This window comes from Micromonospora sp. NPDC049101 (genome assembly GCF_040648675.1).
In the GTDB taxonomy this organism is placed as follows: domain Bacteria; phylum Actinomycetota; class Actinomycetes; order Mycobacteriales; family Micromonosporaceae; genus Micromonospora.
The window spans coordinates 338,312-350,060 of record NZ_JBEZED010000004.1 but is presented as its reverse complement, the minus strand read 5'-3'; the positions used below and the strand labels follow the sequence as shown (position 1 = coordinate 350,060).

Annotated in this window: 14 protein-coding genes; 5 read left to right on the top strand and 9 right to left on the bottom strand. The window is 71.7% G+C overall.

Annotated features, from left to right (window positions below):
* Position 1 precedes the first annotated feature (1 nt).
* From AB0B57_RS07695 to AB0B57_RS07685, 3 genes are read right to left on the bottom strand one after another with little or no spacing between them, the layout of a single operon-like run.
* Positions 2-751, bottom strand: coding sequence for a 5-oxoprolinase subunit PxpA (locus tag AB0B57_RS07695; protein WP_357066442.1), 750 nt, complete (start codon positions 749-751; stop codon positions 2-4).
* On the bottom strand, positions 735-1,598 hold the full coding sequence (locus AB0B57_RS07690; protein WP_357066440.1) for a biotin-dependent carboxyltransferase family protein: 864 nt from the start codon (positions 1,596-1,598) through the stop codon (positions 735-737). Before AB0B57_RS07690 ends, AB0B57_RS07695 begins: the two co-directional genes overlap by 17 nt.
* Positions 1,595-2,320, bottom strand: a complete 726-nt coding sequence (locus AB0B57_RS07685) for an allophanate hydrolase subunit 1 (RefSeq protein ID WP_357066438.1) — start codon at positions 2,318-2,320, stop codon at positions 1,595-1,597. Before AB0B57_RS07685 ends, AB0B57_RS07690 begins: the two co-directional genes overlap by 4 nt.
* A gap of 107 nt (positions 2,321-2,427) precedes the next feature.
* On the opposite strand from AB0B57_RS07685, the gene AB0B57_RS07680 reads away from it, so the two are divergent.
* A complete protein-coding gene (locus AB0B57_RS07680) occupies positions 2,428-3,105 on the top strand; it encodes a hemolysin III family protein (protein ID WP_357066436.1) in 678 nt (225 codons plus the stop codon).
* 80 nt (positions 3,106-3,185) lie between these two features.
* Here AB0B57_RS07680 and AB0B57_RS07675 read toward each other — a convergent pair whose 3' ends face one another.
* On the bottom strand, positions 3,186-3,473 hold the full coding sequence (locus AB0B57_RS07675; RefSeq protein ID WP_357066433.1) for a DUF6458 family protein: 288 nt from the start codon (positions 3,471-3,473) through the stop codon (positions 3,186-3,188).
* Between the two features lie 112 nt (positions 3,474-3,585).
* On the opposite strand from AB0B57_RS07675, the gene AB0B57_RS07670 reads away from it, so the two are divergent.
* Positions 3,586-4,125, top strand: a complete 540-nt coding sequence (locus tag AB0B57_RS07670) for a histidine phosphatase family protein (RefSeq protein WP_357066431.1) — start codon at positions 3,586-3,588, stop codon at positions 4,123-4,125.
* Between the two features lie 44 nt (positions 4,126-4,169).
* Here the strand turns inward: AB0B57_RS07670 and AB0B57_RS07665 are convergent, their stop codons facing one another.
* The 4 genes from AB0B57_RS07665 to AB0B57_RS07650 all read right to left on the bottom strand — a co-directional run bounded on the left by AB0B57_RS07665 (position 4,170) and on the right by AB0B57_RS07650 (position 8,722).
* Positions 4,170-4,439 carry a DUF6458 family protein gene (locus AB0B57_RS07665; RefSeq protein WP_030487564.1) on the bottom strand — a complete coding sequence of 90 codons (270 nt, stop codon included), beginning with the start codon at positions 4,437-4,439 and terminating at the stop codon, positions 4,170-4,172.
* Positions 4,440-4,875: 436 nt separating this feature from the next.
* Positions 4,876-6,732 carry an acyl-CoA dehydrogenase gene (locus AB0B57_RS07660; protein WP_357066559.1) on the bottom strand — a complete coding sequence of 619 codons (1,857 nt, stop codon included), beginning with the start codon at positions 6,730-6,732 and terminating at the stop codon, positions 4,876-4,878.
* A 128-nt stretch (positions 6,733-6,860) separates the two neighbouring features.
* Positions 6,861-7,985: a PP2C family protein-serine/threonine phosphatase gene (locus tag AB0B57_RS07655; RefSeq protein ID WP_357066557.1), complete on the bottom strand. Its 1,125-nt coding sequence runs from the start codon at positions 7,983-7,985 to the stop codon at positions 6,861-6,863.
* A 104-nt stretch (positions 7,986-8,089) separates the two neighbouring features.
* Entirely contained in the window at positions 8,090-8,722 is a 633-nt protein-coding gene (locus AB0B57_RS07650; protein WP_357066429.1) for a septal ring lytic transglycosylase RlpA family protein, read from the bottom strand.
* Between the two features lie 187 nt (positions 8,723-8,909).
* On the opposite strand from AB0B57_RS07650, the gene AB0B57_RS07645 reads away from it, so the two are divergent.
* Both AB0B57_RS07645 and AB0B57_RS07640 read left to right on the top strand, forming a co-directional pair.
* Entirely contained in the window at positions 8,910-9,461 is a 552-nt protein-coding gene (locus tag AB0B57_RS07645) for a phosphoribosyltransferase family protein (protein ID WP_357066427.1), read from the top strand.
* A 49-nt stretch (positions 9,462-9,510) separates the two neighbouring features.
* Positions 9,511-9,942, top strand: coding sequence for an ASCH domain-containing protein (locus tag AB0B57_RS07640; protein ID WP_357066425.1), 432 nt, complete (start codon positions 9,511-9,513; stop codon positions 9,940-9,942).
* A gap of 10 nt (positions 9,943-9,952) precedes the next feature.
* Here AB0B57_RS07640 and AB0B57_RS07635 read toward each other — a convergent pair whose 3' ends face one another.
* Positions 9,953-10,834, bottom strand: a complete 882-nt coding sequence (locus tag AB0B57_RS07635) for an LLM class flavin-dependent oxidoreductase (protein WP_357066423.1) — start codon at positions 10,832-10,834, stop codon at positions 9,953-9,955.
* A 193-nt stretch (positions 10,835-11,027) separates the two neighbouring features.
* Here AB0B57_RS07635 and AB0B57_RS07630 point away from each other — a divergent pair, with 193 nt between their 5' ends.
* A complete protein-coding gene (locus AB0B57_RS07630) occupies positions 11,028-11,732 on the top strand; it encodes a dihydrofolate reductase family protein (RefSeq protein ID WP_357066421.1) in 705 nt (234 codons plus the stop codon).
* Positions 11,733-11,749: the final 17 nt, after the last annotated feature.

The following is an 11,749-nucleotide window of genomic DNA, read 5'->3' as shown; positions in this document are numbered from 1 at the left end:
CTCAGGCGAACGGGGCCAGGGTGATGTCGGCGTCGATCAGGCTGGCGCGGACCAGCTCGGCGGCGGAGACCGCGCCCGGGGTGTCGCCGTGGACGCAGATCGAGTCGACCGAGCAGGGGATGACGGTGCCGTCGACAGCCACCACGCTGCGTTCGGTGGCCATCCGCGCGGCCCGTTCGGCCACCTGCTCCGGGTCGGTGATCACCGCGCCGGGGGTGCCGCGCGGCACCAGTGCCCCGTTGGGCAGGTAGGCACGGTCGGCGAAGGCCTCCGCGACCACCGGCAGACCCGCGCCGACGGCGAGTTGGGCGAGCGTCGAGCCGGGTAGGCAGAGGATGGGCAGCTCGGGGTCGTAGCCACTGACCGCGGCGACCACCGCTGCCGCCTGGGATTCGTCGGTGCTGGCCGCGTGGTAGAGCGCGCCGTGGGGCTTGAGGTAGCGCACCCGGGTGCCAAACAACCGGCAGAACGCGTCCAGTGCCCCCAACTGGTAGGTCACCTCGTCGCGTAGCTCGGCGAAGTCGTACGCGATGTGCCGCCGGCCGAAGCCGGCCAGGTCCCGGTAGCCGACCTGCGCGCCCACGGCGACCCCGCGCCGCGCGGCGCCCTCGCAGACCCGTCGCATGGTGGACGGGTCACCGCCGTGGAAACCGCAGGCGACGTTGGCGGAGGTGACGAGGCTCAGCAGCGCCTCGTCGTCGCCGAGTCGCCAGATGCCGAATCCCTCGCCCAGGTCAGCGTTGAGGTCCATGGAATCTGACGGTAGTCCCTGGCCGGGCCTGCGCGAGCGGGGTCACGTCGGTGACCACCCCGATGACGGGGTATCCGCCAGTGGTCGGATGATCGGCGAGGAAGATCAGGGGTTGTCCGTCCGCCGGCACCTGCACCGCGCCGAGCACGATGCCCTCGCTGGGCAGTTCGCCGGCCACCGCGCGGGGCAGCGGCGCGCCGGCGAGCCGCGCGCCGACCCGGTTGCTCACCGGGCTGACGGTGTACGCGGTGCCGAACAGCCGGTCGAACGCGGCCGGCGTGAACCAGTCCTCGCGCGGGCCAAGGCGCAGCACTAGGTGCAACTCCGGCGGGGGCGAGGGGCAGACGGTCAGGTCCACCGGAGCGGGTGCACCGCACGGCTCACCGAGCGGCAGCAGATCGCCGTCGCGCAGCGCAGGCGGGCCGAGCCCGGACAGCGTGTCGGTGGCCCGACTGCCGAGCACCGGCGACACGTCGACGCCGCCCGCCACCGCCAACCAACTCCGTACGCCCCGTCGGGCGGGACCGATCCGCAACACCGTCCCCGCCGGCACGCTGAGTGGACGCCCAACGTCACCGGGCCGGTCGCCCACCTGGACCGGCACCTCGGCGCCGGTGACCGCCACCGTGGTGGCCCGGGTCAGCCGCAGTGTGCAGCCGGACAGGGTGATCTCCAGGCCGGCGGCGTGCTCCGGATTGCCGACCAGCCGGTTGGCCAAGCGCAGAGCCGCCGGGTCGAGGGCACCGGACCGGGGTACGCCCAGGTGCGCCCAGCCGGGCCGCCCCAGATCCTGCACGGTCGTCAACGCGCCGGCGCGGAGCACCTCGACAGCGGCCGAGCGGGTCACGCCGCCGCCATCCGGACCAGGGTGCCCGGGCCGAGCCGGGCCGGCGGATCGGCGGACACGTCGAACAGGACCAACTCGGTCCGGCCGACCAGCAACCAGCCGCCGGGAGATGCGCTCGGGTAGATGCCGGCGTACGGTCCGGCCAGCGCGACCGACCCGGCCGGCACCCGGGGGCGAGGAGTGGCCAGCCGGGGCAGCGCCAACTCGGCGGGCAGCCCGGTCAGGTAGGGAAACCCGGGGGCGAAACCGCAGAACGCGACCCGGAACCGGGTGCCTGTCAACCGACGCAGCACGGCTGGCACGGTCACGCCCCAGTGCTCGGCCACCGCCGGCAGGTCCGGCCCGTCGAACTCGACCAGAACGACCACCTCCGCGTTGTCGCCGTGGTCGTCTACGCCGTGGTCGTCTAGGGCGCGTTCGTCTACGGCGGCGGGGCGGTCGGCGGCACGGTCGGCGGCGGCGGCGCTGGGACGGGCGGGGGTGGCGTTCGCGACCTCGGGCGCCCACTGGGTGAGCTGCTTGGTCGTGACGGCCGGGTCGGGCAGGCCGTCGAGCAGGACGGTGCTGGCCGCTGGCACGATCTCGACGGCGAGCAGTTCGCCCTGCTCGCGACGCCGCCACAACTCGGCCCGCCAGGCTTCGACAAGCGCGGCTTCGGGCACGTCGGCGGGGGCGGTGCAGTCGAGGAGCAGGGCGTGCGCCCCGACGGGTCGGATCCGCATCCGTTCATCCTCGCCGATGTCGTGCCGATACGGAGTTCACGATGACGGTGCCAGGTGTCACCAACGCCACTACTTACAAGTAACCTACGGTGCCGTAGCCTGACTGCGTGAGCACCTCCGCCCCGCTGCGCCTGAAGCCGGTCGACATCGGTAAGCCCCGAATGCGCGGCTGGCTCCACACGTACGCCTTCTTCGTCGCCCTGGTCTGCGGCGTCGTGCTCTGCTCGATCGCCGCCACCCGTCCGGGATGGGCGCCCCTGGTCGGCTGCCTGATCTACAGCCTCACGGTGTGCGGGCTCTTCGGCACGAGCGCGCTCTACCACCGTCGCGTGTGGTCAGAGCGCGGCTACCAGGTGATGCGCCGGATGGACCACTCGATGATCTTCGTGTTCATCGCCGGGACGTACACACCGCTCTGCCTGCTGCTGCTCGCGGCTCGGCCGGCCACCGTGATGCTGGCCCTGGTCTGGGGTGGCGCACTGGCCGGCGTGGCCCTCAAGGTGGTCTGGCCGCACGTGCCGCGCTGGGTGTCCGCGCCGCTCTACCTGGCGCTGGGCTGGGTGGCGGTGGCCATGCTGCCGGAGATCCTGCACGGCGGCGGCGTCGCGGCGCTGGTGCTGCTGATCGCCGGTGGCGCCATCTACAGCGCGGGAGCGGTCTTCTACGCGCTGCGCCGGCCCAATCCGTGGCCGACAGTCTTCGGTCACCACGAGTTCTTCCACGCCTGCACGCTGCTGGCGGCGCTCTGCCACCACATCGCGATCTACTTCGCGCTGCTCGCCTGAGCTTGGGCGGGTCGCCGCCGGGCCAGCACGCGAGCCGGGGCCCCGCCACGCTGCGGGGCCCCGGAGTTCGCGGGCGAGGGTCAGACCGGACGGCCTGGTCGACGCACCTCGCGGTACTCCTGCACAACCTGGTCGTCCTGGACCGGCACGACCCGGTCCGCCACCACGCGCTGCTCGCGGACCGGCGCGGCGACCACCGGGCGGCGGCGGCTGTTCCAGAAGTAGAGGGTCGTGATCAGGCCGGCCACACCGGCCAACATCAGCACCCAGCCGACCACGGACAGGTCCAGCCAGCCCAGGTCGGCTTCCACGGCGAATGCGAGGATCGCGCCCAACGCGATCAAGAAGATGCTGCCACCAATGCCCATGTCTCGCTCCTCGGCTCTAACCTGGCGTACGACGCGCCGCGGCCGTCGGTGGGGGTGCGGCATCCATTGACTTACCCCGGCACGGAGATCGCCAATCGGGCAAGCTGAGGGCATGACGGACACCGACCCCGAGATGCGGACACTGGTGTTGCTGCGGCACGCGAAGGCCGAGCAGGGCGACGACGCGGCAGACGATGCCCAGCGCCCACTCAGCGCCCGCGGGGAGGCGGATTCGGCAGCGGCTGGCGCCTGGCTGGCGCACCACGGGTTGCTGCCCGACGTGGTGATCTGCTCGACGGCCAGACGCACCCGGCAGACCTGGCACGGGGTGGCGATGGGGATGACCGGTACGCCGCCGGAGGGCGGCCCGACCGGTCCTCGCCCGACGGTTCGTTACGAGCCCGGCGCGTACGACGCGCATCCCGAGGAGTTGTTGGCGCTGGTCCGCACGGTCGACCCGGCGGCCCGCACGGCGCTGGTGATCGCCCACAATCCGGGCATCTCGCTGCTCTCGGCCCTCCTCGACCCGGAGGGTGCGCCAGATGACGGTCTGCGGACCGCCGAGGTGGCGGTGCACCGTGGCCGGTTCGCCTGGGCGGAGTTGGCTCGGGCGGGTGCGCCGATCACGGCACGGCACACCGCACGCGACTGAGCCACCCGTCGATCACGACGGGTGGCCCAGGGGCACGTGCCGGCTCAGGACGGCGGCGCGGTTGGTGGCGGTGGGTCTGGCGGCGGCGGCATCATCGCCGTCGGATGGGAGAGCCGGTTCTCCTCCACGATGAGGGTCCGGGCCCGCTTGCGGCGGTCCTGCCAGAACCAGACAGTGGTCAGCAGTACGGCCAGCCCGGCCAGGATGAACACCCAGCCGACCGCCCGCACGTCGATCCACCAGACGTTGGCCCTCAGTGCGAAGGTCAGGATCGCGCCGATCGCGATGAGAAAAATGCCGCTTCCTACACCCATGTGCGCTGCACTCCCCCGTGCGGTGGCTCTGGGCGTTCCCTTTCGAGGTCACGCGACGGTTACCCGCCACGCCGCCGGCATACCCGGCCAGCCTTGCCGAATACCTGCCCGCCCTCGGCGCCGTGCGGGGCTGGCCCACCTGTCCGCCATCCTTTGCTCTGCACCCGCGGAGGCGACACTCACGGTCCGTAGCTGGTGCCTCCGCGGGTGCAGAGCAAAGGAGTCGCAAGCGGGTGTCATGGGCGGGAACCGGCGGTCCGGGGAGGGGAAGCGTGGCCGGCGTGGCCGGCACCACGTTGCGGGTGGCCGGCAGCCCGGGGAGGGGGCCACCCACCCACTCCCGGACGCGGCGACGGCCGGCGGGGCAGATGCCCCACCGGCCGTCGATGTCGGTGCCGCGTGCTGCGACGCGACCCGGGATCGTCAGGCGTGCCGGCTAGAAGGCCTCCTCCGGGAGGTCCATGATGTCGAGGTCGGCGCCCTCGATGATCCGCCGGTCGGCGCCGATGCGGGGCAGCACCTCGCGGGCGAAGAAGCGGGCGGCGGCCACCTTGCCGGTGTAGAACGCCTTGTCGCTGGCGGAGACCTCGCCGGCCAGCGCCTTCAACGCCACGTCGGCCTGCCTCTGGAGCAGCCAGCCGACGATCAGGTCGCCGGTCGCGAGCAGGAACCGGCGGCTGCTCAGCCCGACCTTGTAGAGCGCCTGGGTGTCACCGCCCTGCGCCTCGCCCAGCCAGCCGGTCAGCACACCGAGGATGTTCTGGATCTCGGTCAGCGCCTTGCCGAGCGCCTGCCGCTCCTCCTTGAGCTGACCGTTGCCGGCCTCGGAGGAGATGAACTCCTGGATCTCACCGGCGACCGCCATCAGCGCCTTGCCGTTGTCCCGGACGATCTTGCGGAAGATCAGGTCCAGGCTCTGGATGGCGGTGGTGCCCTCGTACAGGGTGTCGATCTTCGCGTCCCGGACGTACTGCTCCAGCGGGTAGTCCTGAAGGAACCCGGAGCCGCCGAAGGTCTGCAGGGCCTCGTGGCCGAGCATCTCGTACGCCCGCTCCGAACCGACGCCCTTGACCAGCGGCAACAGCAGGTCGTTGACCCGCTTGGCCAGCTTGGTGGCCTTCTCGTCGCCGGCAGCCTCGGCGATCGCGACCTTGTCCTGCCAGGTGGCGGTGTAGAGAACAAGGGCACGAAGACCCTCGGCGTACGACTTCTGCAGCAGCAGCGAGCGGCGCACGTCCGGGTGGTGGGTGATGGTGACCCGCGGGGCGGTCTTGTCCGCCTGCTGGATCAGGTCGGCGCCCTGCACCCGGCTCTTCGCGTACTCCAGGGCGTTGAGGTAGCCGGTGGAGAGGGTGGCGATGGCCTTGGTGCCGACCAGCATCCGGGCGTACTCGATGATCATGAACATCTGCCGGATGCCGTCGTGCTTGTCGCCGAGCAGCCAGCCCTTGGCCGGTACGCCGTGCTCGCCGAAGGTCAGCTCGCAGGTGTTGGAGACCTTCAGGCCCATCTTGTGCTCGACGTTGGTGGTGTAGACGCCGTTGCGCTCGCCCAGCTCACCGGTGGTCTCGTCGAAGTGGAACTTCGGCACCACGAAGAGCGACAAACCCTTGGTGCCCGGGCCGCCGACGCCCTCCACACCCACCGGGCGGGCCAGCACGTAGTGCACGATGTTGTCGCTCAGGTCGTGCTCGCCCGAGGTGATGAAGCGCTTCACGCCCTCGATGTGCCACGAGCCGTCCGGCTGCTGGGTGGCACGGGCGCGGCCGGCGCCGACATCCGAGCCGGCGTCCGGCTCGGTGAGCACCATGGTGGAGCCCCACTGCTTGTCGATGAAGAGCTTGGCCCACGTCTTCTGCCGCTCGGTGCCCTCGACGTGCAGCACGTGCGCGAAGGACGGGCCGGAGGCGTACATCCAGATGGGGGCGTTCGAGCCGAGCACCAGCTCGGCGAGGGCCCACCAGAGGGCGCGCGGCGCGTTGGTGCCGCCCAGCGCCGGTGGGAGGTCGAGCCGCCAGAACTCGGAGTCCATGAATGCCTGGTAGGACTTCTTGAACGACGCCGGCAGCGGCGCGGTGTGCGTGGCCGGGTCGAACACCGGCGGGTTGCGGTCACTGTCGGTGTAGCTGGCGGCCAGGTCCTCGCGCGCGAGGCGGTCCAGCTCGGCGAGGAAGCTGCGGGCGGTGTCGGCGTCGAGGTCCGAGTATGGCTCCTGGCCGAACGACCGGTCGGCACCGAAGACCTCGAACAGGTTGAACTCGAGGTCCCGCAGGTTGCTCTTGTAGTGGGTCATGCTCACTGGCCCCGCTTCCGGACAGGTGTTACCGATCAGTAACCCCGACTGTATTACTCGCGGGTAGGCAGCGACAAGCGGATCACCCAAGTGACGGCGATTACACACAAGCCCGTAACAGAGCCCGATCAGCTCTCGGTGGCACCGACCTCCCAGCTCGGGACGGCCGCCGCCGCGCCGGTCCGGGCACCGACGTACTCCATCAGGACCAGGGCGATGTCGTCGTCGAGCCGGCCGTGGACCCACTCGATCAGGGCGGTCTCCAGCGAGGCCAGCCCGTCGGCGACCGTGCCGTGGCCGAGCAGTCGCCAGGCGCGGTCGGCGGTGGGGAAGAACTCGCCGTCGCGCCGCGCCTCGCCGAGGCCGTCGGTGAACAGCAGCAGCCGGTCGCCCGGCTCCAGGCGCTCGACCCGGGGGCGGACCACCGGCATGAAGCCGAGCGGCGGCGCCGGCGCCGGCGGCTCCAGCGGGATCACCGCGCCCCGGCGCAGCAGCAGCGGCGACGGGTGGCCACAGTTGACGATGGTGAGCGTGCCGCCGCGCTCCTCGACAAGTGCCGCGGTCACGAAGTCCTCGTCGCCGACGTTGCGGGCCACCGCGCGGTCCAGGTCGGCGACGACGGCACGCAGGTCGGCCCGCTCGTACGCCACGTGTCGGTAGGAGCCGAGAACGATGCTGGCCAGCCGAACGGCGTCCAGGCCCTTGCCGCGCACGTCACCAATGATCATGCGTACGCCGTAGGGCGTGTCGATCGCCTCGTACAGGTCGCCACCGATCTCGGCCGTGGCGGTGGAGGAGATGTAGCGGCCCGCGACCGAGAGCGTGCCGACCTGCGGCCCGAGCGGACGCAGCACCGCCTGCTGGGCCACCGAGGCGAGCTTGGTCAGCTCGACGATCTGCTCCGTCTGCCGTTGCCGAAGCGACGCCATCACCACCGCCAGTCCGGTGGCGACCGCGACCGTGACAACGTTGACCGGAGTGATCAGCGACGCCTCCGGCTCGGCCAGGGCGAAGCCGGCCCCGGTCAGGGTCGCCACGACCCCCACCCCCAGCACCACCGGCCAGGACGCCAGGGCTGCGGCCAGCAACGGTACGGCCGACAACAGCGCGACGTAGTGCGCGAAACGGCCGTCCGCCGCCTCCGCTGCCGACACGATCGCGAGCAGGACAAGGGCCGCGCCGAGGCCGGCGCGGGATCCGGGGCTCAGCGGGCGACGGCCCGACTGGAGGAGTCGCGTGGGTACGACTGACAGTTTGCCTGATCGAAGTGAACCAGTGAATGAACCTGACCCGTCGTCCAGGAAGGTTCTGTCCGGCCGGCCCGGTCGAGCGTCCGAATCGGCGCGACCCGACCCGGTCAGCCGAGCACCTCGTAGCGGACGGTGAGCGCGCCCACGTCGACCGAGGCGATGCTGGCGAACGCGGCCCGGGAGAGGTCGAGGCAGCGGCCGTCGATGAACGGGCCGCGGTCGTTGATCCGCACCACGACCGACTTGCCGTTGGCCGGGTTGGTCACCCGGACCTTGGTGTTGAACGGCAGCGTCTTGTGCGCGGCGGTCAGCGCGCCCGGGTTGAACGACTCACCGTTGGCGGTGAGCTGCCCGTCGGAGTAGAACGAGGCGCCACACGAGCCGCTCTCCAGCACCTTCGGGGCGGCCGTGGTCTTCTTCGCGGTCGGCTTCGGCTTCGGCGGGGCGGTACGGGTCTTGCCCCGGGAGGCGGCCTGCTGCGACCGGATGGCCGACGGACTGGCGGACACGCTCGGCGAGGCGCTGGCAGACGGGGAGACGGCCGGGGAACTGGGGGTGAGGCTGCTCGCGGCCGTGGTCGGGGTGAGGTCGAGGGCCGTCTGCCCCGACTGGGCGGAGCCGGAGGTCAGCTGAACGGCACCGAACGTGCCCCCGACCGCGAGGGCGACGCCGACCGCCGCGGTGGCCACGATGCCCGCCGGAGAGGAGAAGATGCGGGTACGGGAGTGCTTGGCTGCCACCGGCCCGGTCCTTTCGTCGTCTGAACAAACCGGGTCGGACCGTAACGAGAGAAGCACTTCCGACGTCAACGTGATCATTGTGGTATGCCCGTATTTGCACTGGTACGTGTAGCCGATCATCCGACCCCGGGTGGGCCGGCCGGCCCGGGTGGCGACACGCCGACCACCGGTGCCGCAGGATGAGCGGATGCCCGCTGAGCTGACCGAACGCCTGGCCACCCTGTTTCGGTGGATCGACCCCGGACCGGACACCAGTCACCTGGTCAGCGACATCTCCGGCTGGTGGCGGGACCCGGCGGTGCTGGCCGAGCTGGGACCGGCCCTGGTCGCGCCGTACCGGGCCGCCCGACCGACGGTGGTGCTCGCCCCGGCGGTCACCGGGTTGCTGCTCGGTCCGTTGGCCGCGACCGCCCTCGGGGTCGGCTTCGTGGCCGCCCACAAACCCGGCGACGGGCGATTGCCGGCCGGCCCGCTCACCTGGGCGCAGAGTCCACCGGACTATCGGGGGCGGCGGGTCGACCTGGCCGTACGCGACCGGCACCTCGGCCCCGGCGACCGGGTCCTGGTGGTGGACGACTGGGTGCGTACCGGCGCTCAACTCCACGCTCTGTACGACATCTGCGCGGCGCGCGGCGCAGAGGTGCTGGGCACCGCCGTGGTGGCGGTCGACTGCCCACCGGAGGTCGCGGCCGATCTGCGGATCACCGGCCTGCTCAACGCGGCGGATCTGCCAGCGTGACGGCGTATTGCGGCGGCGGTGTGGGTCGCGCTGGCCTAGCCTCGGCAGGATGTGGCCTCGGATCGGTGGACTGCGCACCCTCGCCCTCGGCACCCCAGGTGAGCTGCGGGCGACCCTCAACACCCTCGTACTCGCCGGAGTGAAGACCGCGACGGCCGGGCGGCTCGCCTACTACGCGGAGGAGGGCGAGGAGTTGGAGCAGGTCGGGGAACGGCTGGCCCTGGTCGACGACGACGACGCGCTGGCCGGTGTCGTGGAGATCACCGGAGTCGAGGTGGTCCGCTTCGCGGACGTGCCGTGGGACTTCGCCCGCGCCGAGGGCGAGGGGGACCGCTCGATCGAGGAGTGGCGGGCTGGTCACTCGTCCTACTGGGCGCGGCTCGGCACCCCGGTCGACGGCGACACCCCGATCGTCTGCCTCCGCCTACGGCTGGTCTCCGGCGGCGAGGGCGGCGTGGCCAGCGGCGACCTGGGCACCTGACGCCGGCAGCTCAGCCGCGCAGTTCCGGGAGCAGTCGGGTCGCCACGTCCACCAGGACGGCCTCGTCGCCGGCGTACCAGCTGCTGGCCCGCGGCCAGTGCGTCACCACGTCGGTGAAGCCCAGGTCGGCGGCCCGGCCGACCTGATCGGCGAAGAACTGCGCGCTGCTGAGCGAGAAGACAGGTGCGGCGTCCAGGGAGAGATAGCGGTCCAGAGTGGCCGGGTCGCGGCCGGCCTCGTCCAACGTCCGGTCCATCCGCGCGGACAGCGCGGTCACGCTGTCCCACCAGCCGGCCAGGTCGTTGTCGTCACCGGTGCCGGTGGTCACCCAGCCCTGGCCGAAGCGGGCCACCAGCCGCATCGACCGTGGCCCGTTGGCGGCTACCACGAACGGCACCCGGGGTTGCTGCACGCAGCCGGGGTTGTTGCGGGCGTCCACCGCGGCGAACCAGTCACCACGCCAGGTGGTGCCGTCCTCGCGCAGGATCAGATCCAGCAGTTCGACGAACTCGGCGAACCGGTCCACCCGCTGGCGCGGCGGCAGCGTCTCGCCGCCCAGCACCGCCGAGTCGAAACCGATGCCGCCCGCGCCCAGGCCGAGCAGCAGCCGACCGGCGGAGACGTCGTCCACCGTGGTGATCTGCCGGGTGAACGCGGCCGGGTGCCGGAAGTTCGGCGACGCGACGAGGGTGCCCAGCCGGATGCGGGAGGTCACCGTGGCGGCGGCGGTCAGCGTGCCCATCGAGTCGAACCACGGGCCGTCGACGAGGTCCCGCCAGCCCAGGTGGTCGTACGTCCAGGCGTGGTCGAAGCCCCACTCGTCGACCTGCCGCCAGCGCTGCTGCGACTCCGCCCAACGCTGGTCCGGCAAAATCACGATGCCAATCCGCATGATCGCCAGCCTAGTCGCGTCCGAGTGGCCCTCGGCACCTCGCCAGAACAGGCAGCCCAGGGGCTGAATCCAGATATCGATGCGGAAGTGACGCGCGTCACACCATGGTCCGGTAGGGCGACCCCGATCGGCTCCGACCCCTTGGCGAGCAACGCCCCCTCCGGGGTGTGACCAAGGAGAGGATCCACACGAGATGACGAAGGTGACCGCACAGCTGTCGGTGTCGGTGGACGGCTTCTACGCCGGCCCACGGTTCGACGGGCACGGCAACTGGATGGACTCGGCGGAGAGCGCCGCGTTCTTCCGGGTCACCCGCTGGGCGACCGAGGCGTCGGCGTGGCGCGAACGACAGGGCTTCGCCGGTGGTGAGCAGGACGCCAACTCCGAGGTCATCGCCGAGTCGTTCGGGGCCGCCGGCGCGTACGTGATGGGACGCCGGATGGCCGACGGCGGTGAGGTGCCGTGGGGCGACGAGCCGCCGTTTCGCGCGCCGGTCTTCGTCGTCACCCACCGCCCCCGCCAGCCGTTGCTGCGGGGAGGAGGCACCAGCTTCACCTTCGTCACCGATGGCGTGGCCAGCGCCGTCGAGCAGGCGCGCGCCGCAGCCGGCGGCAAGGACGTCGCTGTCGCCGGGGGAGGCAGCCTGGTGCGGCAGGTGCTCAAGGCCGGCCTCCTCGACGAGTTGGAGCTGCACGTCGTACCCGTCGTGCTCGGCACCGGTCTCCGGCTGTTCGACGCGGACCTCGACCTCGGCGAGAGGGAGGCGATCGAGCTGACGCCGACCCGGTTCATCCACACACCGCAGGTCACCCACATCCGGTACGCGGTGCGCGGTCGGGCCCCGCTCGTGCTCGACGACCGGGGCAGCGGCGGTGGCCCGACGGTGACCACGAACTGAATCCACCCGGTAAACCT